At 63.3% G+C, this 23,675-nt stretch carries 19 protein-coding genes; 15 read left to right on the top strand and 4 right to left on the bottom strand.

Going from position 1 to position 23,675, the window contains the following annotated elements:
* Positions 1-105: 105 nt before the first annotated feature.
* Positions 106-1,056 carry a ring-cleaving dioxygenase gene (locus F3J20_RS08025; protein WP_167047218.1) on the bottom strand — a complete coding sequence of 317 codons (951 nt, stop codon included), beginning with the start codon at positions 1,054-1,056 and terminating at the stop codon, positions 106-108.
* Between the two features lie 270 nt (positions 1,057-1,326).
* Here F3J20_RS08025 and F3J20_RS08030 point away from each other — a divergent pair, with 270 nt between their 5' ends.
* From F3J20_RS08030 to F3J20_RS08060, 7 genes are all read left to right on the top strand, one after another.
* Positions 1,327-2,247: a LysR substrate-binding domain-containing protein gene (locus F3J20_RS08030; protein WP_167047004.1), complete on the top strand. Its 921-nt coding sequence runs from the start codon at positions 1,327-1,329 to the stop codon at positions 2,245-2,247.
* Positions 2,248-2,421: 174 nt separating this feature from the next.
* Complete coding sequence (locus tag F3J20_RS08035) at positions 2,422-3,540, top strand: iron-containing alcohol dehydrogenase (RefSeq protein WP_167282981.1); 1,119 nt, start codon at positions 2,422-2,424, stop codon at positions 3,538-3,540.
* Entirely contained in the window at positions 3,534-4,910 is a 1,377-nt protein-coding gene (locus F3J20_RS08040) for an amidase (RefSeq protein WP_240162729.1), read from the top strand. The genes F3J20_RS08035 and F3J20_RS08040 overlap by 7 nt, the downstream gene beginning before the upstream one ends.
* Before the next feature lie 787 nt (positions 4,911-5,697).
* Positions 5,698-7,104, top strand: a complete 1,407-nt coding sequence (locus tag F3J20_RS08045) for a class I SAM-dependent methyltransferase (RefSeq protein ID WP_167047022.1) — start codon at positions 5,698-5,700, stop codon at positions 7,102-7,104.
* 1 nt (position 7,105) lies between these two features.
* A complete protein-coding gene (locus F3J20_RS08050; protein ID WP_167047024.1) occupies positions 7,106-8,443 on the top strand; it encodes an ATP-binding protein in 1,338 nt (445 codons plus the stop codon).
* Between the two features lie 7 nt (positions 8,444-8,450).
* Positions 8,451-8,855, top strand: a complete 405-nt coding sequence (locus F3J20_RS08055; RefSeq protein WP_167282983.1) for a response regulator — start codon at positions 8,451-8,453, stop codon at positions 8,853-8,855.
* A 184-nt stretch (positions 8,856-9,039) separates the two neighbouring features.
* Positions 9,040-10,050 carry a response regulator gene (locus F3J20_RS08060; protein WP_167282985.1) on the top strand — a complete coding sequence of 337 codons (1,011 nt, stop codon included), beginning with the start codon at positions 9,040-9,042 and terminating at the stop codon, positions 10,048-10,050.
* 180 nt (positions 10,051-10,230) lie between these two features.
* On the opposite strand, the gene F3J20_RS08065 is transcribed toward F3J20_RS08060, so the two are convergent.
* Positions 10,231-11,154, bottom strand: coding sequence for a LysR family transcriptional regulator (locus F3J20_RS08065; RefSeq protein WP_167282987.1), 924 nt, complete (start codon positions 11,152-11,154; stop codon positions 10,231-10,233).
* Between the two features lie 81 nt (positions 11,155-11,235).
* Between F3J20_RS08065 and F3J20_RS08070 the strand changes: the two genes are divergently transcribed.
* Positions 11,236-12,162, top strand: coding sequence for a carbon-nitrogen hydrolase family protein (locus F3J20_RS08070; RefSeq protein WP_167282989.1), 927 nt, complete (start codon positions 11,236-11,238; stop codon positions 12,160-12,162).
* Positions 12,163-12,164: 2 nt separating this feature from the next.
* On the opposite strand, the gene F3J20_RS08075 is transcribed toward F3J20_RS08070, so the two are convergent.
* Positions 12,165-12,923: an IclR family transcriptional regulator gene (locus F3J20_RS08075; protein ID WP_167047034.1), complete on the bottom strand. Its 759-nt coding sequence runs from the start codon at positions 12,921-12,923 to the stop codon at positions 12,165-12,167.
* 333 nt (positions 12,924-13,256) lie between these two features.
* On the opposite strand from F3J20_RS08075, the gene F3J20_RS08080 reads away from it, so the two are divergent.
* The 6 genes from F3J20_RS08080 (at position 13,257) to F3J20_RS08105 (ending at position 20,228) form a co-directional block, all read left to right on the top strand.
* Positions 13,257-14,522: an MFS transporter gene (locus tag F3J20_RS08080; RefSeq protein WP_205299251.1), complete on the top strand. Its 1,266-nt coding sequence runs from the start codon at positions 13,257-13,259 to the stop codon at positions 14,520-14,522.
* A gap of 21 nt (positions 14,523-14,543) precedes the next feature.
* Entirely contained in the window at positions 14,544-15,560 is a 1,017-nt protein-coding gene (locus F3J20_RS08085) for a ketopantoate reductase family protein (protein WP_167282991.1), read from the top strand.
* Positions 15,557-16,306, top strand: a complete 750-nt coding sequence (locus F3J20_RS08090; protein WP_167282993.1) for an SDR family NAD(P)-dependent oxidoreductase — start codon at positions 15,557-15,559, stop codon at positions 16,304-16,306. Before F3J20_RS08085 ends, F3J20_RS08090 begins: the two co-directional genes overlap by 4 nt.
* 29 nt (positions 16,307-16,335) lie before the next feature.
* Entirely contained in the window at positions 16,336-17,241 is a 906-nt protein-coding gene (locus F3J20_RS08095) for a polysaccharide deacetylase (protein WP_167282995.1), read from the top strand.
* Between the two features lie 87 nt (positions 17,242-17,328).
* Positions 17,329-18,909: a gamma-glutamyltransferase gene (locus tag F3J20_RS08100; RefSeq protein WP_167282997.1), complete on the top strand. Its 1,581-nt coding sequence runs from the start codon at positions 17,329-17,331 to the stop codon at positions 18,907-18,909.
* Between the two features lie 203 nt (positions 18,910-19,112).
* Positions 19,113-20,228, top strand: a complete 1,116-nt coding sequence (locus F3J20_RS08105) for a porin (RefSeq protein ID WP_167282999.1) — start codon at positions 19,113-19,115, stop codon at positions 20,226-20,228.
* Positions 20,229-20,828: 600 nt separating this feature from the next.
* Here F3J20_RS08105 and F3J20_RS08110 read toward each other — a convergent pair.
* Entirely contained in the window at positions 20,829-22,058 is a 1,230-nt protein-coding gene (locus F3J20_RS08110; protein WP_167283001.1) for a TetR family transcriptional regulator, read from the bottom strand.
* 327 nt (positions 22,059-22,385) lie between these two features.
* On the opposite strand from F3J20_RS08110, the gene F3J20_RS08115 reads away from it, so the two are divergent.
* Entirely contained in the window at positions 22,386-23,660 is a 1,275-nt protein-coding gene (locus F3J20_RS08115) for a serine/threonine protein phosphatase (protein WP_167047054.1), read from the top strand.
* The last annotated feature ends 15 nt before the right edge of the window (positions 23,661-23,675 follow it).

Here is a 23,675-nt window from a genome sequence, read left to right on the forward strand (position 1 = left end):
GCACCTCATGCCCATGGCGCTGACAAATCGCCTGCACACTGCCTCGCGAACACGCCTTCCGTTCCGACCCGCCCACATCGTTACCCGCGCGCGCCGACCACAACATCACACGGCAATCGGCTCCAGCCGCCCGAGCAGTTCATCTTTGCGCTCCCTGAGCCAGGGCGGCAACTGGAACTCCTCGCCGAAATGTCCGGGTTCTTCGTCGATGGCAAAGCCGATATCGGTTGTCGCCGCTTCGAAAATAACGCCGCCGGGCATCTTGAAGTACATCGAACGAAAGTAGTTCCGGTCGACCGATTCCGATGTGTCGATATAGCCGAGCCCCATCAGCTTCGTCTTGAGTGCATCCTGATCGTGCTTGCTGTCCACCGCAAACGCGACGTGATGAACCGTGCCTTCGCCATAGATCGTCGAACCCTGGTGACGATCCGGCTCGTGAAGAAATTCGACGACCATCCCGGGCCCGCCCGTATGCGTCTCGAAGCGATGGTAAGGCCCGGACTCTCCGACATAGCGAAAATCGAGAACCTCGCTCATGAACGGGATCGACTCCGATACCTCGCGCAGCGAGAGCGTAACGCTATGCACGCCGCGCACGGCAACGTCTTCCGGAATATCGTCGGTCGTGCAAGGCTGCCTCGTATCGGCGTCCGTCTCCACGAGATCGAACTCGATGCCGCACGGATGCTGGAACCGTTGACGTTTTTCGCCGAAGCGCTCGGTCACCGCATCGTCGTGCGCCACCCCCATGGCACTGAATCGTGCCCGCCAGAACCCGAGCGAATCGCGCGGCACCGAATAGTTGATGACCCGCACCTGTCCCGATCCGGCCCGTGCCTTGACGCCCTTCTGCCTGAACGGAAACGAGGTCACCAGGGTTCCCGGCTCGCCATCCGGATTGCCGTAGTACAGGTGATAGATCGGATCTTTCCCGTCGAACAATACCGTCTTCTTGACAAGCTTCTGCCCGAGAAGCTTCACATAGAAACTGACGTCCTCCTGCGCGCCGCCCACTCCCGCCGTCAGGTGATGAAATCCTTTGATCGCTACCATGATTGCCTCCTGCCTGAAATGGTTTCTCACATCCAATCGCGAAGATCGTGACTGATCCTGATTGGTCACCGAAAGCTTAGTCGGTACGTTTCGATTGAGAAAACATCGCCGGTTGAACGATAAGTTCGACGATGGCGAACGATCATGAAATAGCGCGCCGCGCACTGCCCGCGAGACCCGCCCTCTCGCGCCGCACGCAGTACACTGTGCCCCACCCGGCTCCGTGTGGAGCCGCAAGCGCGGCCGCAAACCATCGACAAGGCGAAAACAATGCTTGACCTGAAGGACGTCTACTTCTTTGTACAGGTTGCCGACCGTGGCGGATTCACCTCCGCCGGCGACATGCTCGGGGTCCAGAAGTCCACGCTGAGCCACCGCATCAAGGAACTCGAAGCTTTCCTGGGCGTTCGCCTGATCAACCGTACGTCAAGGCAGTTTTCCATGACCGAGGTCGGCGCGGAGTTCTATCAATATGCGGTTGCGCTGCTGCGTAGCGCGGAAGTCGCCGAAGAAGCCATGCGCCAGCGGCTCGCCGAGCCTAGCGGGGTCATCCGCATTACCGCCCCGATCGAAATTGCGCAATACATCCTGCGCGATGTGCTGCCGGCCTTCCTGCGCGCGCATCCGAAAGTGTCCATCCACGAAAACGCGACGGATCGCCTGGTCGACATCGTGGGCGAAGGCTACGATCTTGCGATTCGCGGACACGCTACGAGGCTTCAGGATTCCAATCTGATTCAACGGCCGCTGACGAGCGCGCCATGGTATCTGTTTGCCAGCCCCGAATACCTCGAACAGAACCCGCCACTCGAACGTCCCGAACAGCTCGAAGCGCACACGACGCTCTCGATCGCCCGCAAAGGTCCGTCGCAATGGCAACTCCAGGGGCCGAGCGGCGAACTCGTCACGGTCCCGATCGCGCCGCGCTACCAGAGCAACAACCTGATTTCGCTCAAAGAGGCCGCGAGCACCAATCTCGGCATCGCGGCGCTGCCCGGCTATATCTGCCGCGCCGAGCTGCAAGCCGGCACGCTCCGTCAGCTATTGCCCGGATGGATCGCCGCCGAAGCGCATATTTCCGCGCTGATCCCTTACCGCAAGGGACTGCTTCCGGCCGTACGATCACTCGTCGATTTCCTCGCGGCGGAACTGCCCAGAGTGATGGCTTTCGGCCAGGCATCGACTTCCTGAGCCCACACCGCCGCGCGCTTTCCGCATGACAGCGGCGCGACGTGCGCCGTTCACGCCACGTTCGATTTTTCTGGACGCTGCGTTCACGCAGCGCGTATTCCAGAACACGGCGCGATCCCCTATCCTGGTCTCCATCGGAACATGACAGACAACGTTCTCCCTGGAGCAGAATCGATGCAACGTCTCAACTGGCTTCCCCACGGCGCGATCTACTGGGGACGTGACATCCTCGCGGAATCGGCGGCGGCACTCGGACAGCACGGCATTGGACGGCCACTGGTTTTTACGGTCGAGCGTCTGCGGCCATTCTACGAACAGCATCTGTCCGCCCATCTCGAACAAGCCGTGGGCATCTTCAGCCAACTGCCGGCCCACGCCCCGGACACGGCCGTTCGACATGGCCTCGACGAAGCCGTGCGGCTCGGCGCCGATTCGATCGTCGCGCTCGGCGGCGGCTCCGTTCTCGACGCGGCCAAGGCCGCCTCGCACTTTCACCACGAGCGCACGGGGCGCTTTCTGCCGATTGCCGCTTTTCCCACCACCCTGTCGGGAGCAGAGTTTTCGCACTATTTCGGCGTCACGGAAACTCATGGTGCGGAGCCGTTCAAGCGAAGCTACGCGGTCCGCGATACGGTGCCCAAAGTCGTGGCGCTCGATCCGAGGCTGCTATTGAATACGCCTCGCGAGCTCCTGCTGACTTCGGCGATCAAGGGAATCGACCATGCCGTGGAAGGCATGCGGGAAGTCGATGTGGCGCATCCGCATGCGGTGCTGGCGTCAGCGGGCGTCGAGCGATTTTTCTCGGTGCTCGAAAAGTGGCCGCACGGGCTCGAGACCCGCGACGCCCTGGAGCAGGGCCTCATTACGCTCGACGATCTGCTGCAACTCCAGCTCGCTGCGTGGCAATGTTATTTCTTCCCCGCATCGGTCCTCTATGGTCTGAGCCACCGCATCGGGCACATCCTCGGGGGTACGTTCGGCCTGCCGCATAGCGCGACTTCGTGCATCACGCTGGCGCCGGTATTGCGCGCCAGCACGGACCGCTACGGCGACAAACTGCGGATCTTTTGCGCCGGTGCCCCGCACAAAGAAGCCGCGTTTCTGCTGGCCGACAGGATATCGGCATGCGTCGAACGGCTCGGTTTGCCATCGAGGCTGAGAGACCTCGGTTTCGATCAAGCTCATCTCGTCAAGGTTGCCGAACTGCTCCAGAAGAACTATCCGACCGAAGTCGGCGACCTGAACGATCACAGCCGGGCCGCACTCGAAACGTTTCTGGAGCATCTATGGTAACGAGTCACAATGCGATGGTCTCCGACGAGACGACCCGCGCGCCGGGTTTGCGTGACGCGCTCACCGCGCTACGCAGTGCACGCGCGACCTCCCGCGAGCTGACGGAGTCGGCGCTCGAACGTGCGGAGTACAGCAGGAAGCAGTTCAATGCGTTCTCGGTGATCGATTGGGATCACGCCTTGCGCGCGGCTTCCGAGAGCGATCGACGCTATGCCGCGGGCCAGCCGAGGCCGCTCGAAGGCGTGCCGATCGCGGTCAAGGATCTGATCGACACTCGCGGTATCGAAACACGTTATGGTTCGCCGGCTTATCTGGGCCATATTCCCGACGCCGACGCCGATATCGTCAGGACACTCGTGGAAAAAGGCGCGATCGTCATCGGCAAAACGACCACCCACGAGTTTGCCTGGGGCGTCACGACATCGAGCACGGCATTCGGCGATACCCTGAATCCGCTGGACACGCATCGCATACCCGGCGGATCGAGCGGCGGCGCGGCAGCGGCGATCGCGGCCGGCGCCGTGGCGGCAGGACTGGGCACCGACACGGGCGGCTCGGTCCGGATACCCGCGGCACTCTGCGGAGTCGCAGGCTTCAAACCGACTTTGGGCAAGCTGTCGACGCGCGGCATTTTTCCGCTTGCTCCGAGCGTCGATCATCCGGGCTTCCTTGGCCGCAATGTCGACGACATTCTGATCCTGGCCGGCGCCAGCGACATCGACATCTGCGAAAGCGATGCATGGCTCTCCGCGCGGCTCGGCGTCATCCATTCCATTCCGCCGGTGCCGCTCAGCGCGGAAGTCGCCACGGCATTCGAGCATGCGGTGGGCAAACTCAGCGGCGTATTCGCGATGGAGCACGTCGAGACGAAGACACTCTTCGACGGCGTGTACGATTCGTTCGCCACCATCGTGCTGACCGAAGGCAGTATCGAACACCTGCGACGAAACCCGTTGTCCCGCATTGCTGCCGGCTATGGCGCGGAGACCCAGGAGCGGCTCGCGATGGCGCAGGACAGGACGATTCGCGGCTACGCGGACGCGCAGCAGACGAGGCATGCATTCATTCAACGGCTACACGCGGCTCTCGCGACAGTCGATTATCTGCTCCTGCCGACCTGTCCGTGCGTGGCACCGTTGACGGGCATGCAGACCCTGTCCATAGGCGCCTGGTCGGGGACCGTGCGGCAAGCGCTCATGAATTACACGGCGCCGTTCAACGTGTCGGGCTTTCCCGCGATCTCCATTCCGCTTGCATCGCCCACGGATTCGCTGCCCGTTGCCATGCAGATCGTGGCAAGGCCAGGCGACGATGGCGCGCTTCTGAAAGTCGCGAGCGAGGTCGAGTGCATTTTGGGGGGTGTTCGATAGGTGGCTTGACAGCCTGTCATGCTGTCGACACGAGGTCCGCAAACCGCGTCGTCTTTGCCTCGCATGCACGCACCAATTACAGAGGTAGCGAATGGCACCGAGTACGAGATATACGAGAAACACGACCACAGATTCATGCGCGGCCTATAGCAAAACAACTCCAGCTTCTCGCCGAGATTCACCCCAAGAAAAACACACTATTGAAACGAAGATAGTGTTGCCCCGCCGCAATATCCGGAGAGCTATGCGCCATGCACAATTCGCAATGCGCGACTCTCGCACTCACGCCCCTTAATCATCCGAATATAGCGCCCTGGCAAGCGGCTCCGCAGCTTGCCTTCGTTTTCCATACGCCGCCTGTCGAGTGCCGCCGGAAAGCCTCGCCGACGAAATCCTCGCTGGACGACAGCATTCTTTTTTATCAGTAGAATGCTGCAATCGCACAGGCCCATTTCGTTCCGCAATCCGTTCCGAAACCGGCCTTCAGCCCCTTGGCTAACGAGTCCCGTTAAAACCGTGGTGCCGTTAGCGCATGTGCTGTCGCGAGGCGACGCGTGCAGGACAGAGGCATAACCTGTCTCGCCGATGCAGTTCGGGAAGAAGTGGTGCCCACCCAGAAAAAACCGGTTGCCGTGGCGGCAACTGAAATACCGATGGCGACGCTTCGGCGTCTGAACGAGGGAAACCATCGGTGCCAAGCTGGCCGACCTGCCAGCCTGGCTGCTCTGGGGTATGGCGCACCAAATTTCAAACCAGCTTCTCGTAGTACTTACCTGGCCGCAATATTGTGTATTACAAAACGCAAATCGATCCGGTAGTGAGCTTCCTCAACTCGCAAGGCGAGCAGGTACGGGGCACGATCATCAATCTCCAGCGCAAGTCCCTGGTGATGGAAGTCTATAACCCCTACTCGATCGTCCAGGTCAGCGAGGTGCTGAGCGACCTGTCGGTCAAGATGGGCGTGGAACACGTCTATTCGGGCAAGGCCGTCGTCATCAGCATGGTCAATACGGGCCTGACGGCCATTGTCTCCGTCACGCTGATCGCCGAGTGGCGGGAACTGAGCGGCGGCACGCTCGAAGCGCGCGCGGTGGGGGAAGAAGCCAGCCGCTTCGTGCAGGACTGGACCGAGCGTTTCCAGATCCGCCGTGACTACCAGATCGCGGTCAACCAGATCCGGGCGTTTCTCTCGGACATGTCGCGCTGGGTCGAGCAGGCGGACCTGGGCGACACCATGCCGAAGGAAGGCAAAAGCCTGCGCGAGGACTTTTTCCTCGAACTGGCATCGCCGCTGATGGAAAAGACCAAGCTCTACTTCGACGAATTCGAAGGCGAAGCGCGCCTCGTCGACGAAGAACTGGCGCCGGCGCACCGTGCCTTTGCCCAGGCCGCGCTCCATCCGCTGCTGCTGCGCTCGCCCTTCGTCTTCCGCACCTTCACGAAGCCGCTCGGCTATGCCGGCGACTACCAGATGGTCAACCAGATGCTCGACGATCCCCGCCAGGGCCCGAGCACGTACTTCCAGATCGTCAACGCGGCCTTCCTGCAGACGGCCGTGGCACGCGCGCACCGCAATCGCATCGATCTGCTGGTGGACTACCTGACCCGGCTGGCCAACGAAGCGCGCGCTGCACAGCGGCCGTTCCGGGTGCTGAACGTGGGTTGCGGCCCCGCTCAGGAAATCCAGCGCTTCATGCATGAATACGACGAACCGGAGTGGCTGTCGTTCGAGCTGCTCGACTTCAGCCAGGAGACTTTGGACTGGACGCGCGAGCGCCTCGGGTCCATCGCGCAGAAACAGGCCGCGCGCATGAGCATCAGCTACACGCACGATTCGGTCCATCACCTGCTCAAGCGCCGCATGGATGCGGATGCGGCGGACGTCCGCGAGTTCGACGCGGTCTATTGCGCGGGCCTGTTCGACTACCTGTCGGACAAGGTCTGTGCGCGGCTGAACCAGTATTTCGCCAGCCGTATCCGCCGCGGCGGCCGCCTGCTGGTCACCAACGTCCACGCCGACAACCCGGAGCGCTTCAGCATGGAACACGTGCTGGAGTGGTACCTGATCTATCGCAACGAGGCGCAGATGGCCGACATCATGCCGGAGAACTGCGGCGAGCCGCGTCTGTACACGGACCCGACCGGCGTTAACGTGTTCGCCGAGGCGGTGATCGGCCCGCAACAAGTAGCCTGAGATGACGACATCCCTGGTTGGGTTGCAATCGAACTATCGTGAAGAGCTGCGCGACTACCGGTTGCTGTGCAGCAAGGCCGGCGGCCTGACCGTGATCGTGCTGGTGCTGATGGGCGTGGCGATGGACTATGTCGTGTATCCGGCCGAGCAGAAGCGCTTTGCCATCGTCCGGGTGCTGACCAGCGCGGCCATCGGCCTGGCCTTGCTCTCGCTTTACACGAAAGCGGGCAAACGCCACGTGCAGGTCATCACCTTCTTCTGGCTGCTGCTGCCGCAGGTCATGATCTCGTGGATGATTTACGCCACCCAGGGCGAGGCGTCGCTGTTCTATGCCGGGCTCATGCTGACGATCTTCGCGGTCGGCATCCTGTTTCCCGCCGGCTACTGGCAGACGCTGGCATTCGGCCTCGCCACGGTCCTGCTCTACTACATCGCCTGCCAGGCCCATCCGGGTGGCATCCTGGACCCGAGCAAATTCCAGTTCCAGCTCATCCTGATCTTCTTCTGCGCGGTGGCCAGCTCCATTTACACCTACTTCAACGAGAAGGGCCGTTTCCAGCTTTTCCGGCTCAAGGACGAAGTGGCGCACAAGAACGACGAGCTGGCCCGCACCAATGAAAGCCTGTCGCAGATCAAGGGCCAGTTGCTGCAGCAGGAGAAGATGGCGGCCATCGGTACGTTGTCCGCGGGGCTGCTGCACGAGGTCAACAACCCGGTCAACTTCTGCCTGATGGCGATCGAAGTGGCCATGGAAGAATCGCAGGTCAAGGAAAGCCCGTCGCTGCAGGAATGCCTGACGGACGCGCGGCAAGGCATGCACCGCATCCAGCACATCGTGTCGGACCTGAAGACTTTTGCCTATCGCAAGCCCGGCGCGACCGCGGAGGGCGTGCCGTTCCTGTTCGAGAAGGCGCTCGACGCGTCGATCCGGCTGAGCGCCCATGAGCTGCGCGGCGTGACGCTCACGCGCGAGCTGCCTGGCGACACCCTGGTGCTCGGCGACGAAGCCGCCATCATCGGCGTGCTCATCAACCTGTTCTCGAATGCCGCGCTGGCCATGCACAAGGCCGGCACCGCGGCACCGCAGCTTCATGTCATGGCGCAATGGCGCGACGAGCGGCTGCACGTGAATGTGCGCGACAACGGCCCGGGAATTGCCGCGGAAAATCTGGCGCGCGTGTTCGAACCCTTCTTCACGACCCGCGAAGTCGGCCAGGGCCTCGGCCTTGGCCTGTCCATCAGCTATGCGGTGGTGGAGCGGCACGGCGGCACCCTGTTCGCAGAAAGCCAGTTGGGCGAATGGACCGCGTTCAACTTCGACCTGCCACGCGTCGAGTGATGCCGAGATGAGCGAGACACAACAAGCCCGGCAGACCGTCGTCTATGTCGACGACGAGGAGTTGGCCCGCAAGTACTTCGCGCGTTCGGCCGGCGGCGACTACGAGGTGCTGCTCGCCGACGGCGCGGACGAGGCCATGTCGATCCTGCGCCGCGAAGGTGCGCGGGTGGCGGTCCTCGTGACCGACTTCCGCATGCCGGGCCCGAACGGCGACGAGCTGCTGCGGCAGGTCGCCCAGGAGTATCCGCATATCGTGCGAATCCTCGTGACCGCCTACGCGGACTACGGCGCGCTGCTGGAAGTGGTCAATTCCGGCGAGGTGTTTCGAATCCTGGAGAAGCCGCTAGGCGTGAGCGCGGTCCGCGAGGTGCTGGCCGCGGCGACGGCAGTCCCGATATCGCGCCCGAAGTGATGCCGCGCGCGTTGCTCGAAGCAGTTATCGCTCGCGCCGGCGTGAGCGGCTTCAAGATGATTTTCCGCAAGCGCGTCATGCCGTTCCCGGGCGGCCGTATCGGGATCGCATCCGCGTCCGGCGCCGGCACGAGCGTGGCGCTGGATTGCCCCAATTTGAAGATTCGAATGCACAGGAGTGACCAATGAGCAATACGATTGCCGACCAGACACCGCCCCCGGCGATTCTGTTCGTTGACGACGAAGCCACCGCGGTCAAATACTTCGAGCGCGCCATCGGCGCGATCGCGCCGGTGGTGACGGGCGCCTCCGTGGAAGACGGCAAGGCGATGCTGGACGCCCACGCCGCCAGCCTGGCCGTGCTGGTGTCCGACCAGCGCATGCCGGGCGAATACGGCAACGAACTGCTGCGCTATGCGCGCGAGCGCTATCCCCACATCGTGCGGATTCTGACGACGGCCTATTCGGAACTGGACCAGACCGTCGAGGCCGTCAACCAGGGCCAGATACATCGCTATATCAAGAAGCCGTGGGACATCTCGGCGCTGCGCATGGAGATGAAGCAGGCGCTGGAACTGGCGGGACTGCGCAAGGAACGCGACCAGCTCGTGCGCGAGAAGCTCGGCGTGCTGCAGACGCAGACCGTGGCCACCCGCGTCGGCATCGTGCACACGCTGTGCGCGAGCCTGATCGGCCCGGACCGCTTCCAGCCGGTGGAAACCTACCTGGCCGGCACCGACCTGGCGGGTACGCGCAAGGTGGAGCCGGACTGGCAGCGCATGGACTACGCCGACCTCGTGCGTGCCGAGAGCGAATGCAGCGGGCGCTTCGGCCACGCGGTCGGCACGCGCCTCGCGGAGCTGCGCACGCAGAATGCGGGGCGCGGCGCGGCCGATGCGGTGCGGGTCGTGACCGAAGTTCTCGGCGCCGCGGTGCGCGGCGACGGCGATGCGCTGATCTGGACTTCGCCGGCCACGCTGAGCGAGTTCCTCACCCGCCCGGTCGGTCAAACCGTATCGAGCGAACACGCGGCCTGGCTGGCCTGCCTGCTCTGGCTGGAAGAAGCCGGCGGCGCCCTGCAGTTCGTGCGCGACGGCGACGCCATCGTCTGCCGCGCCGGCACGCGGGCGGCCAGTTTTACGGCCGACCGCCTGGCGGCCTGGATCGAGCGGTTCTCGGAGCCGGCGTTCGGCTAGGTGAAAGGGACCATCCGCGCTTAAACGCGACAACGGGCGGTGATCGCCTCGTCAGGGCACGAGGCAAATGACCGCTGTCATTCAGCCGCGTGTTGCGCGCCCGGGAACGAGCGGCGTGGGCCGATCGTATCCGGCAGAATCAGGCGAAGATCGTTGAGAGCCATTCGATCGATCCTCCTATCAGCGCGAAGCAAAATTGGCAAAGCACTCCACAATCGCAGCCTGAACCGTAACGACCGCCGCATCGCGCAGCGAACTGTTACGCCAACCAAGCTCGATGGCATAGTGTGGCAGGACCAGCGGACAGGCCAGCAACCGCAAACCCGTCATGCGCGCAATCGCATCGGCCGCGTGCCGCGGAATCGTCGCCACGGCGCGGCTCCCCGTCAATAAAAAGGGCAAGCCGGCGAAATGCGTGGTCGATCCGATGACCTTGCGTTTCAGGCCGAGTGCGGCCAGCCCTTCGTCGACAATCCCCACCACGCCGCCGGCAGACACGAGGATATGCCCACGCGCGACATATTCCTCGATCGTCAATTCGCTTGCCGCGCCCTTGAGACTGGCACGGTCGGCCAGACAGGCATAGTCCCCCTCGGCCAGCACCTGATGGCCGAGTCCTCGCAACGCGAGTCCGCCCGCCGTGATAGCCAGATCCATTTCCTGGTTTGCCAGCGAATCGCTGACGATCTGGCTGTACGTCTGTCGAAAAATGATCCGTAAGCCAGGGGCGCGCCGGTCAACCGCATCCATGATCTTGCGTCCCACGGCGATCTCGATGTCGTCGGAGAGGCCGATCGATACGGCGCGGCCATAAAAAGACCTGGCGTCCGGCGTCGAGATCGTGAGACTGAGACGAAATCGGTCGAGCGCCTCGCTGATGATGGGTTTCAGTTCCCGGGCTCTCGAAGTCGGCGCAAGTCCGCGCCCCGTGCGGACAAACAGCGTGTCCGAATAGACGTCCCGAAGCCGCCTCAATGCGGCACTGACTGCGGACTGCGTCATGTCCAGGCGGATTGCGGCCCGGCTTGCCCCGCCTTCCTCAAACAGCGCCTCGAAGATTTTCAGAAGATTCAGGTCGACCGTCGAGATATCAATATGGCTCATATCGGAAAGTTGAGATATGCGTTTTCTCCATTCTATGGCTGCGCGATGATGAGCGCATCAACGGTTCCCCTGGAGAACACCATGCCTAAATCGACAGTTGCCGCATTGCAGATCGGCGCATCACCGCAGGGCAAAGCGGCAACGCTTCAACATATCCTGTCGTTCGAGGATCAGATTCGCGCATCCGGCGCGAGTCTCGTCGTCATGCCCGAAGCCTTGCTCGGCGGCTACCCGAAAGGCGAGACATTCGGCACGCGGCTCGGCTACCGGCTGCCCGAAGGGCGTGAAGTCTTCGCCAGGTATTTCGAGAACGCGATCGACGTGCCCGGCCCGGAAACCGACTCGCTCGCCGAGCTCTCCACGCGATGCAATGCGTCGATCGTCATGGGCGTCATCGAACGCTCGGGAAGCACGCTGTATTGCACCGCGCTGTTCTTCACCCCCGATGACGGACTCGTGGCCAAACATCGCAAGCTGATGCCGACGGGAACGGAACGCCTGATCTGGGGACAAGGCGACGGCTCGACGCTGCCGGCGGTGGAAACAAAGACCGGCGTCGTCGGCGCGGCGATCTGCTGGGAGAACCATATGCCGTTGCTGCGCACGGCGATGTATGCGAAAGGCGTGCAGATATGGTGCGCGCCCACGGTCGACGAACGCGACATCTGGCAATGCTCCATGCGGCACATTGCTCACGAAGGCCGGGTCTTCGTCATCAGTGCGTGCCAGGTGCAGCCGTCGCCGGCCGCGCTGGGCATCGAGGTGCCCGGCTGGGACAAAGACCGTCCTCTGATCAACGGCGGAAGCCTGATCGTCGGGCCGCTGGGCGAAGTGCTCGCCGGCCCGCTGCACGGCGAGACGGGACTGGTCGTGGCCGAGATCGATACCGATGAAATCATTCGGGCTCGCTACGATTTCGACGTGACCGGCCACTATTCGCGACCGGACGTTTTCTCGCTCTCGGTCGACGAGCGGCCAAAGCGCACCGTCGCGTTCACCTCGTCGTAAAACTAGCGGCCCGTCAGTTCGCGCAGCTTTTCCGCCTCGCGCATGAGCGCGGCGATGACGCGCTCCCGTTTCTCCGGGAAGCGGGCCGATATGCAGGCGACGTTCAAGGCAAGCGTCGGGCGGCCTGGGCCGCCGGATATGCACGTCGCCACGCCGGTCCCGCCCAGGTCGGACTCGTCGGCCACCACGCAGTAGCCGTCGATCCTCGCTTGCGCGACGATCTGCTCGATGCGCTTCAGGTCGGTGATCGTGACCGGCGTGACCGCAACGATCTCGTGCTGCCGCAGCAGGCGATGGCCGATGTCTTCCGGCAGCACCGACAGGATGACCCGCCCCATCGCCGTGCAATGAACGGGCAGCAGCCTGTTCGAAAACCCTTCATAGCGAACCGGCTGACTGGAAAGCGTTTGTTTGACGATCTTGATGTGCCCGTCGTTGGTGAGGGAGCCGAGGGTGACCGTCTCGCCCAGCTCTTCGCCCAAAGCGGACATGACCGGTTCGACGAGCGCGAGCACGCGCGCCATCTGGTCGCCGCCCCAGCCGAAGCCATGCTCGCGGAAATACGTGTTCAGCTCGTACATGCCCCGGTCGTCGCGAACCAGGTAGCCGCGCGCGCACAACGTCTTCAGCAGGCCAAAGGCACTGCTCTTCGGCAGGCCGAACGTGGCGGTGACCGTGGCCAGGTTTGCGGCCCCCTCGAGGCCGGCAAAAAATTCCAGAAGGTCCAGGACTCGCGCCGCGGAGCGCACAACCTCACTCATGGTGATCTCTTCGATTAGCAGTGACTTCCCGTCTCGCGGGCCGTTCATCAGTCATTTTTACGATAGCCCGGAATCATACGCTAGTCGGTTCGCGTCAGCCCCGGCAACGGATACGCGGCCGCGGATACGCCACGACAGGCCGGCCGTTGCGGCACGTGACGGGTTAACCCCAGTAGGCACGGACTTTTGCTCGTGAAAATATGTTTTCAAATACGAACGACGTTCGTATATACGAACGTCGCTGCATAAGCATCACCGACGTGCATTCAAGACAACCGACAGGCGAATCGCATGAGAAGCTCAAACACCCTTCTGGCTAGTGAGGAAATGAAGATGGCCCACGAAGAGGTCAAACCGCGCAAGCAACTGGCGGCGGCCATGATCGGCAACGTGCTGGAGTACTACGACCTGATCGTCTACGCCTTTCTCGCCCCGACGCTCGGCCACAAGTTCTTCCAGGGCGACGCGGTCGTGGCCCTGCTGGCGAGTTTCGCGACCTTCGGCGTCGGCTTTCTCGCCCGCCCGCTCGGCGGCGTCATCATCGGACGCATCGCCGACACGCTCGGCCGCAAGATCGCGCTGCAGATCACGATCTTCGGCATGGCGCTCGGCACGGTCGGGATCGGCCTGCTTCCGACCTACCAGAACATCGGCGTCATCGCCCCCGCTCTGCTCGTGGTCCTGCGCATCGCCCAGGGGCTCGCGGCCGGCGGAGAATGGGGCAGTTCCACCTCGCTGATCGTGGAATCGGCGCCTGACGGCAAGCGCGGCATTTTTGGCGGCTTCGGCCAGGCATCGATTGCCAGCGGCACCCTCGTTTCGAGCCTTGTCGTCACCGTCGTCACCTCGATGTTCACGGCACAGCAGATGGACGCATGGGCCTGGCGCGTGCCGTTCCTGCTCGGCGGGATCCTCGTGGTCGTAGGCGTCTACATGCGCCGCACGCTGCGCGAAACGCCCGCTTTCGAAGAGTCTCAGGCCAAGGGCGAGACGGTCGCCAAGCCGACCAAAGGCGCGGCCTTCGCGATGATGAGCCGGGCGTTCGGCTTCACGATCATCTGGACCGTTTCGTACTACGTGATGCTGTCTTATCTGCCGACCTTCATGGTGCAGCATGTCGGCCTCACGCAGATGCAGGCGCTCACCTCGAATGCCATCGCGCTCGTCATCCTGGTGGCCGCGACGCCGTTTTTCGGCTGGCTGTCCGACCGTTGGGGCCGCAAACCCTTGCTCCTCTCCTGCTGCATCGTCTTCACGATCTTTGCCTACCCGTTGTTCTCGCTGCTGCTGAAGCACCCGAGCCTCGGCAACGCGCTCGCGATCCAGATCTTCTTCAACATCTTTATCGCCGCCTTCTCGGGAGCCGGGCCGGCCGCGTTGTGCGAGATGTTCCCGACGAAGTCGCGCACGACGCTGCTGTCCATCGGCTACAGCCTCGCGACCGCGATCTTCGGCGGATTCGCGCCGTTCATCGCCACCACGCTGATCCAGCAGACCGGCTCGCCCATCTCTCCGGCGTACTACCTGATTGCATCGGCGATCGTCTCGGGCGTGGTCATTCTTGGCCTCAAGGAGACGGCTCATGGATCACTCGATTGACCACACGGGCTGATAGAAAGCATGGAACATGACATCCTGATCTGGGGCGCCGGCGCGATTGGCGGCACGGTCGGCGCTCATCTGCGGCAAGCCGGATACGACGTGACGTTCGTGGACGTCGTCGCGGAGCACGTCGACGCGATCCGCACGCCCGGCAAAGGCCTCGCCATCACGGGGCCGGTCAGCAATCCGCACGTTACCGCGCCGGCTTTCACGCCTGAGGAACTCACGGGAAAATGGCGACGCATTTTCCTGTGCGTCAAGGCACAGCACACCGAAGAGGCAGCGCGGCGTCTCGCGCCGTTCCTCGACGATCACGGCTACGTGCTCTCGCTGCAAAACGGCCTGTGCGAAAACTACATCGCGCAGATCGTCGGCAAGGAGCGCGTGATCGGCGCCTTCGTCAATTTCGGGGCCGACTGGATCGGCCCTGGCGAAGTCCACTTCGGCAATCGCGCAGCGGTCGTGCTCGGCGAACTCGACGGCTCGCCGAGCGCGCGCCTCGAACAACTGCTCGCGGACATGCGGCATTTCGAGCCCGAGGCCATCGCCACCGACGACATCAACGCGTACCTCTGGGGCAAGCTCGCCTACGGAGCGATGCTTCATGCGCAAGCCGTGGGCGATCTCGGCATTGCGGACTGCCTCGCCCGTCCCGAGCTGCTGCCGCTCTGGCAGCGGCTCGGCTGCGAAGTCATGAGCGTGGCCGCCGCGCAAGGCATCGCGCCCAAGGGCTTCAACGGCTTTCGCCCCGAGGCATTCCGTGCCAACGCGCCGGTTGCCGAAGTCGAAGCCACGGTCGCCGCGATGGTCGAATTCAACCGGCCCAATGCCAAGACCCATTCCGGCATATGGCGCGACCTCGCCATCCGCAAGCGCAAAACCGAAGTCGACATGCAGGTCGGAGAAGTGGTCCGCGCCGGCCTGCGCCTCGGCATCGCGACGCCGACCCTCGCGGCCCTGCAAAACATGATTCACGAAATCGAAGACGGCCGACGCGCCCTCGCGGACGCCAACCTTCTGGAGCTGATCGCATGAAACTGGATTTTTCGGAGCAGGTCGTCGCCGTCACCGGCGCCGGCAGCACCTTCGGGGCCGCCATCGCCACGCAATTTGCCGAGCTGGGTGCAACGGTCTACGCGACCGACGTGAGCGAAGCCGCCCTGCGCCCGCTCGAGGAAAAGGGCGTGCGGACCGCGGTCGTCGACCTGCTCGACCGGCGCGCGGCGGCCGACTGGATCACATCCGTCGCTCATTCGGCCGGCAAGGTGGACGTCCTCGTGAACAACGCCGGCGGGGTCATGGGACACGCCCACAAGCCCATCGAGTCGGTCACCGACGCCGAATGGGACGGCATCATGGACATCAATCTCGGCAGTGCGTTCGCGCTGGCTCGCGCCGTCGCCCCCGTGATGAAAGCGCGGAAAAGCGGCGCCATCGTCACGATTGCCTCCGGCGCGGCGCTGCAGGCATCGCTCACGGGCGTGCAGGCGTACTGCGCGGCCAAACACGCCTCGCTGGGCCTCACCCGCCAGCTCGCTCATGAGTTGGGCCCTTACGGCGTGCGCGTGAATGCGCTCGCGCCCGGCTTCGTTCGCACGAATGCCGCAACCGAGGCCCAATGGGACGCGATGGGCGAAGAGAAGCAGGCCGCCCTGATGCGCAGCATCGCACTCGGCCGCCTGGGCACACCGCAGGATATCGCCAACGTCACCGTGTTTCTCGCGTCGCCGTTGGCGTCCTTCGTAACCGGGCAAATCATTGCCGTCGACGGCGGCAAGTAAGTCATCAGCAAGACAAGGAGTTGGACAGCATGAGCAACAACACGAACAACGAAGAACTGAAGCCGTGGCAATGGGACGAACCGAAATGGCGCGGACTCCTCAACCAGGTGCGTGCCGGCCGCTCGCTCAAACCGGCTTCTTGGCCCGGCAATGCGCCGTGCGCGGTCGCGCTCTCCTTCGACAGCGACCATGAAACCGGCGAGCTGCGCGACGGCGGACAATCCATCGGCCGCATGAGCTGGGGCCAATACGGCAATCGCGTCGGCGTGCCGCGCATCGAACGGACGCTCGACAAGTTCGACGCCAAGGCAAGCTTCTATGTGCCCGCCGTCGCGGCGCTCACCTACCCCGACGAACAGAAACGCCTCGCCGATGCCGGCCACGAAATCGGCCTGCATGGCTGGATTCACGAGCTCAACTCGATTCTTCCGTACGAAGCCGAACGCGACCTGCTGCTGCGCGCTTCCGACACGCTGACCTCGATTACCGGCGTGCGGCCCGTCGGCATGCGCACCCCCTCCTGGGATTTCAGCCCTCATACGCTGCGCATCGCGGTGGAAATGGGCCTCGAATACGATTCCTCGCTGATGGCAGACGACGACTGCTACGAGCTGCTTCTGGACGGCAAGCCGACGGACGTGGTCGAACTGCCGGTCGAATGGATTCGCGACGATGCCGTGTATTTCAACATGCACCGCTTCCAGTCGCTGCGCCCCTACACCGCGCCGGCCGACGTGTTCGACATCTTCAAGCGGGAACTGGACGCCGCCATTGAAGAAGGCGGCATCTTCCAGTTGACGATGCACCCGCACATGATCAGCGCGCGCTCGCGAATCTGGATTCTCGAGGAGTTGCTCCGTTACGCCCGCGAACGCAAAACGTGGATTGCCACGCATGCGGATATCGTACGGTATGCAAAGACGCATGCTGTCTGAAATCCGTGAGGAGGCCTTCTTGACCGCGACGGAAAACGAGGCCGCTTCAAATAGCAACCCGACGTAACCATTGCAGACGCCAACAATATGGTTTCCTACGAACCCCTGGACCACCCGGTGCATAACTGGTCGGTCAGAAAGCCCATCGCCGAATCTTCGCGCGGCGTGGTCGTCTCCCAGTCGTACGATGCTTCCGCCGTCGGCGCGGCGGTGCTCGAAGCAGGCGGCAACGCCGTCGATGCGGCCGTGGCGGTCGCCTTCGCGCTCGCCGTCGTCGAGCCCTGGAACTCCGGGCTCGGCGGCATCGGCTTCGCCCTTTACCAGGGCCATGACGAGAAGGCCGCGACCTCGATCCACTTCGGCCCCGTGGCGCCGCAGAAACTGCGCCCGGAGCTGTTTCCGCTGACCGGCAAGCCGGCCACGGACATGTTTCCGTGGCCGCAGGTGCAAGACGACGCAAACTCCCATGGGCCGCTGTCGTTCTGCCTGCCGACGGCCGTGGCCGGCTACGGCACGATGCTCGAACGATGGGGCACGATGCCGCTGTCGGAAGTGATTCAACCCGCGATTGCCCTCGCGAAACGCGGCCTCGCCTCGGACTGGTTCACCACCCTGATGCTCGCGCAGGCCGCGCCGATCATGCGCCGCTATGCCGAGACTTCGCGGATCTTTCTGCGCGATGGCCTGCCGCCCGTGCCGCCGTACCAGGGCACGCCCGGGTTCCTGCCGTTGGGCCGCCTTGCGGACACGCTGCAGCAGATCGCCCAGCAGGGATGGCGCGATTTCTATCGCGGCGACCTGGCGAAAACCATCGTCGACGATATCGCCGGCATGGGCGGCCTGATCGGGCGCGACGAACTGGAAGCCTATGCGGTCGAAACGTCCGGCGCCTTGTCGGTGCCATGGGGGGAATCGACGATACAGCTTTCGTCGGGCCTCAACGCCGGCCCGACGCTCGCGGACGCGCTCGCCGCCTTGCAGCCGCCATCGAGCCGCGGCAGCGAAACCCGGCCTTCCCCGCAGTGGTACGCCGGCATGGCCCAGGCGCTCAAGTCGGCGTACCGCAAGCGCCTGCACGAGGACAGCGATCCGCATTCGCCCAAGGGCTGCACCACCCACATCAACGTCTGCGATGCAAACGGTTCGATGGTCGCCTTGACGACGACGCTGCTGTCGTCGATGGGCAGTCGCGTCGTGCTGCCCTCGACCGGATTCGTGATGAACAACGGGGTGATGTGGTTCGACCCGCGGCCGGGCACATCGAACAGCATCGCGGGTGGCAAGAAGGCGCTTTCGAACATGTGTCCTGCCATCATCGCCCGCGACGGCCGCCCGGTTGTCGTCGGCGGAGCGGCCGGCGGCCGGCGGATCATGGCCGCGATCGCGCAACTCCTGCTGTTCGTGCACGACTTCGATATGGACGTGGGCGATGCCGGACACTGGCCGAGGATCGACGTATCGGGACCGGAGCGCCTGAGCGCGGACCGCAGGCTCTCCGCGGACGTGCTGGATGCGCTGCGCCAGCTCGGGGAATGCGAGGTCGTGGACCACAACGTCCTGCCCATCAACTTCGCCCGCCCGAGCATTATCGAGCGCTTCGACGGCGTGACCGCCCGAGGCGTGAGCGATGCGTTTTCGCCGTGGTCGGCGGCGCTGAGTCCACGTTGAATTCGTATTGAATCTGCGCTGAGTCTGCGCTGAGTCTTTGGCGTCACCCTGCCTTGCTGAGGTGGCTTGCGTTCGCTACGGCTGCGCAAGCCACCCTCTCGTGGCACCGCCGCGATAACGAGGTTCGCTGAACGTCGATCGCAAGCAGCACACCGTATTTCAATGTTATCCAAACAACAGATTATTATTTAGCATAACAAAACATGAAGAAGATCGGACTTGCATGGTCGAAAGCCCTGATAGCCACGGCGGGTGCGCTAATGGTTCCGCTATCGGCCCACGCCCAAAGCGGCGTCACGCTCTATGGCATCGTCGACACCGGCGTCGAATATCTGACCAACGCGAACAAGACTTCACATTCGCTGGTGCAACTGCAGGACGGCAATATCCAGGAATCGCGCTGGGGAATCCGGGCGCGCGAAGATCTCGGTAATGGCTGGCAAGCTTCCGTCTGGCTGGAATCGGGCTTCGACGAAACCAAGGGCACCCTGGGACAGGGTAACCGCCTGTTCGGCCGGCAAGCTGCGCTCGGCCTGAGCGGGCACGACAACGAACTCTGGCTCGGTCGCGTATACAACCCCATCTACGACGTGCTCAACGGCTACGATCCCACCACGTACGCCCAATATTCGCTGGCGACGCTGGACCCCGGGCTCGTGAGTCGTGGAGACCAGTCCATCCGCTACACGCGCACGCTCGGCGACTTCAGGCTCACCGGCTTCTACAGCATGGGGTACGACAGCATCGGCACGCCGATTGGCGGCACCGCCGGCGGCGCGTCGACAGCGAAAGACCTTGCGTTCACGGCCCAGTACAAAGGTCCGGTCTTCAGCGGCGTCCTCGCCTACGACAATCTGCACGGGCCGTTGTCCAGTACCGGCTCGGGGCTGGGCACGCTCGCGGCTGGCCTCACGCCCGCCACGTCCGTCCCGGGAGACCGCGCGAGGCGCTACGTGGCCGCCGCAAGCGTCAACGTCGACAAATGGGTATTCATGGCGGGGTATCGGCTTCTGAAGACGGAGTTCCTGGCAAACTCCATCAACTCCAATCTTTATTGGGGAGGCGCGCGCGTGAAGGTCACGCCCGCACTCACGCTAATTGGCAGCCTTTATCACGTCGACGTCCCGGGAAAAGACGTGAAGGCAACGAATACTGTTTTTTCGGCGATGTACGCCCTGTCGAAGAATACTTACCTGTATTCGAATGCGAGCTATATGTTCAATTCGAAGAACAGCACGGCGGGTGTCGATGTCGGCGGCATGACGCTGGCAGGAAAGAACCAGTTGGGCATTCAGGCCGGCATTTTCCAGCGCTTCTGATTCGACGGATCATGTCGTGAATCCGGGCCATGGAACTTTCGATGTCGCTCCGCATCCTGAAGCGCCGTCCTCTCGTACCAGCCCGGTTCAATCAACGGTAGTCGTGAACTTTCTCCGACCTCAAAGGCGGTTTCTCTCTCCTGTTCTCAACGCTTGCGAAGCCCACAGCCGGGACGCATGCATAGGCGTCGATCACGCATCCCGGAAGTCGGCGGCGCCTGAAACAGGTGGCAAGTATTCGCATCGCCGCTGCACGCGACGTTCTCGTGCCGGCTTTTGATAGGGTCCAGGATACGCTTCTCGCATCCCGCGATGACGCGCCGCACTTTGTCGATGCGGCCGGGGTGACGAGGCCACCGCCATACATCCCCGTCAATCTCATCGCGCAGTCTTTGCAGTACGGTCTTCGCACGAGTCTCGCGCTCTGCTGTCATAACAAGCTCCGTTCTTTATTGGTGATTTATGTGGGAAAAGAGATTGTTCCACAGCCTTACGCGGTGATCCATACAGACGCGAGTCAATGAACCTGATTGCGAGGCAACGACTCCAAGAACACGCTCATCCATCAATACAAATCGACCGACGAAGGAGAGTCGGACATCAGCCGCGCACACCGAACACCGCAAGCAGCGTCTCCCCCGCCGCCGCCTCGATTGCCGCAACGGGATCGTGAGGATGCGCCAGCAGACACGTGCGCGTGCTGCCGGCCGCCAGTACGCCCCAGACATAGGCATCGACCCAGTCGGTCCGCAGGCCCAGCTTGCCGAGCATGACGAACGAGCCGATCCCCCGTAGCTGCCGGATCTCGGCGGCAATGGGCGCGAGCGCGGCGTCACGTGCCGCCGCGCGTAGCAGCGCATTGAGCGCCGCGAGCGACTCGAGCCCGTCCCCTTTCTGCAGCAGCACGTTGGCCTCGACGAACTCGTCTGCCGCACGACGCTCCAGCGCGTCGACCCGCGCGCGCATGCGCTGGCACAGCGCATCGAAGGCCGCATAGATCAGATCGTTCCTGGTCCGAAAAAAGTAGGTGACCGAAGCAAGCGACACGCCGGCCAGCGTCGCGACCTCGCGTTGCGTGAGGCGGTCCGCGCCCTGCTTCGCTATCGTCGTCATGGCGGCGTCGAGAATCGCCTGTGTGGTCCTGCTCGCGCGCGCCGACCCCGTCACCGTGCGCGCCTCGTCGAGCGCGGCCCTTTCGCGATCCGCCATGGCGGGCTTGCGGCGCTCGACGAGCGCGACCGGCTGCCTGCCGAGGCGCTGCTGGAGTCGCACGGCCGGCGCCGCTATCCACGCGGCACAAGCCACGGCCTCGGTTTCGCCAATCAGAAGACCGGTGAGCCCGAGTGCGAAGTCCGCCCATACGCGCGCCGCGGCCTCGCTCGCCCCGAAGCGGCTCGCGAATTCGAACCAGAATCGCGCCTCGATATGCGCTTCGCCGAGCGCGGCTTCACGCAGGCCGGGCTCGCGGCCCGAATTGCTCTCGTGCTCCAGTTCGAGCAATAACAGGTTCGCCGCGCGCTCACGCCCCAGCCGCGCCTGCAGCACGGCGGCAAACACATAAGGCCAGTCTGCCCAGTCCGGCACCATGGCATATCCACACTCCAGCGCAGCCTCACGCGCCTTGGCCGAGCGCTCGGCGGCCTCGCCATGGAGCGCCAGCAGCAGCTTGTCCCGGCTGCCGAAGTGATAGTTGATCGCGGAGGCGCTACCGCCCGTCTGCAACGCAAGCGCGCGGGCACTCAAGGCGGCGAGCCCCTGCTCGCATGCCAGATCGAACGCGGCCTGCTTGAGGCGCTCCGCGCTCGGGCCTGCTGAGGTTTCGATGCTCAACGGCACCTCCCGCGGGCAGTCCGGCCATTCAGCCCAAAACTGTACAACTGTTTCATATTTCTTCCTGTCTCTCGTGTTGATCTGGCCGCTTCGCACGCCCTGATCGCAGCTCGAAGCCGAGATTGTAGCCGATCAACATCTTGTAAACCTCACGTCATATTCCTCATTTTTCTTGGTGATGAAGGCTACGTCCGGAGCTGCGTGAGCCGTGCGATGTCACAGCGCCGCCTTAATAGCCAGATACTGTACAAGTGTTCTAGTTGATTCGTGAAGCATGACAGGCACGCTTCGACTCCGACGCTTTACGTCCGCTCTCATGGAGTTTCTATGCAGTCATCCAAGGCCACGCCGGGCCATCGCTTCAGCATCGCGGTCATCCCCGACACACAAAACTACACGAGTCATACCCAGCAGCGCGAGGCGGGTTTCCCGTTCAACTCCCGCGAAATTCTCTGGGACATGATGCACTACATCGCGCGCAACGCCGTGAAGAACGGCGGCGAAATCGCCTTCGCTACCGGGCTCGGCGATATGTGGCAGCATCCGGTGAGCAACGCGCTCGACCGCGAGCACGCTGCGCGCGGCGACAAGGCCGTCGCCAATCCCATCATCGACTCGCTGATTCCGCCTTCGCCCGAGAAAGTGGTCGAGGTCGAGATTCCCGCGGCGAAGGCCGCCTACGAGATCATCGCGGGCACGCTGCCGTTCTCGGTCGTGCCCGGCAATCACGACCACGATCATCTCTGGACCGACGCCAACCATCCGCCCAGCGCGCGCGAGCTCGTGCCCGGCGATTACAGCGGCATCGGCGGCCTGCATTGCGGCGAACTGGTGAACTGGACGCGCAACTTCGGCGCCGGCACACCCTTCTTCAAGGGTCAGCCGTGGTATGTGGCATCGCTGCGCGGCGGCGCGAACAGCGCGCAGATTTTTAACGGCGGCGGCTATCGCTTCCTGCATCTCGGCATGGAGATGTCGCCGGACAGCGAAGTGATCGAATGGGCCGAATCGGTGCTCGCCGCGTTTCCTGGCCTGCCGACGATCGTTTCCATTCACGAGTTCCTCAACAGCAACGGCCGCCGCGAATCGATCGAATGTCTCGATCTTTCGCGTCTCGATCCGCAGCGCCATGACCCCGAGCGCCTGTGGGAGCGCTTCGTTTCGCGGCACGACCCGATTCTCGCGGTGCTCAACGGCCACTTTCACGGCGTGCAGCATCGCATCGACAAGAACCGGCACGGCCACGACGTCTATCAGTTCCTCACCAACTATCAAAGCCGCAAGCAGTCGCTGCGCATGACCTCGCCCGATACGCGCGTGATCGACGGCATCGGCGACGGCTGGCTGCGCCTCATGGAATTCGATCTCGATGCGCAACGCCCGCAGTTGCGTCTGCGTGCCTGGTCCACCTACTTCAAGACCTATTCCTCGCAATTGCCCGAATACGGCGCGTGGTATCGCGCGGAACACCCGGAACTGAGCGAAGCGCAAATCGCCGCGCTCGACGACTTCACGATCGAGCTCGGCGACTTCCACGAGCGTTTTAGCGGCGCGCGCATCGACGGCGACGTCGATACGCCGGCCGGCACACATCCGACCTGATCGACGGTTAACCAA

Origin of the sequence: Paraburkholderia sp. Cy-641, from assembly GCF_011752945.1 — a bacterium.
Taxonomy (GTDB): Bacteria; Pseudomonadota; Gammaproteobacteria; order Burkholderiales; family Burkholderiaceae; genus Paraburkholderia.

Bases quoted from the DNA above. Each gene is read 5' to 3' on its own strand.
- F3J20_RS08115 (WP_167047054.1), top strand. From the start codon at position 22,386: ATGCAGTCATCCAAGGCCACGCCGGGCCATCGCTTCAGCATCGCGGTC.
- F3J20_RS08090 (WP_167282993.1), top strand. From the start codon at position 15,557: ATGAAACTGGATTTTTCGGAGCAGGTCGTCGCCGTCACCGGCGCCGGC.
- F3J20_RS08070 (WP_167282989.1), top strand. From the start codon at position 11,236: ATGCCTAAATCGACAGTTGCCGCATTGCAGATCGGCGCATCACCGCAG.
- F3J20_RS08035 (WP_167282981.1), top strand. From the start codon at position 2,422: ATGCAACGTCTCAACTGGCTTCCCCACGGCGCGATCTACTGGGGACGT.
- F3J20_RS08030 (WP_167047004.1), top strand. From the start codon at position 1,327: ATGCTTGACCTGAAGGACGTCTACTTCTTTGTACAGGTTGCCGACCGT.
- F3J20_RS08060 (WP_167282985.1), top strand. From the start codon at position 9,040: ATGAGCAATACGATTGCCGACCAGACACCGCCCCCGGCGATTCTGTTC.
- F3J20_RS08050 (WP_167047024.1), top strand. From the start codon at position 7,106: ATGACGACATCCCTGGTTGGGTTGCAATCGAACTATCGTGAAGAGCTG.
- F3J20_RS08105 (WP_167282999.1), top strand. From the start codon at position 19,113: ATGAAGAAGATCGGACTTGCATGGTCGAAAGCCCTGATAGCCACGGCG.
- F3J20_RS08025 (WP_167047218.1), bottom strand. From the start codon at position 1,056: ATGGTAGCGATCAAAGGATTTCATCACCTGACGGCGGGAGTGGGCGGC.
- F3J20_RS08095 (WP_167282995.1), top strand. From the start codon at position 16,336: ATGAGCAACAACACGAACAACGAAGAACTGAAGCCGTGGCAATGGGAC.
- F3J20_RS08055 (WP_167282983.1), top strand. From the start codon at position 8,451: ATGAGCGAGACACAACAAGCCCGGCAGACCGTCGTCTATGTCGACGAC.
- F3J20_RS08075 (WP_167047034.1), bottom strand. From the start codon at position 12,923: ATGAGTGAGGTTGTGCGCTCCGCGGCGCGAGTCCTGGACCTTCTGGAA.
- F3J20_RS08100 (WP_167282997.1), top strand. From the start codon at position 17,329: ATGGTTTCCTACGAACCCCTGGACCACCCGGTGCATAACTGGTCGGTC.
- F3J20_RS08040 (WP_240162729.1), top strand. From the start codon at position 3,534: ATGGTAACGAGTCACAATGCGATGGTCTCCGACGAGACGACCCGCGCG.
- F3J20_RS08080 (WP_205299251.1), top strand. From the start codon at position 13,257: ATGGCCCACGAAGAGGTCAAACCGCGCAAGCAACTGGCGGCGGCCATG.
- F3J20_RS08065 (WP_167282987.1), bottom strand. From the start codon at position 11,154: ATGAGCCATATTGATATCTCGACGGTCGACCTGAATCTTCTGAAAATC.
- F3J20_RS08085 (WP_167282991.1), top strand. From the start codon at position 14,544: ATGGAACATGACATCCTGATCTGGGGCGCCGGCGCGATTGGCGGCACG.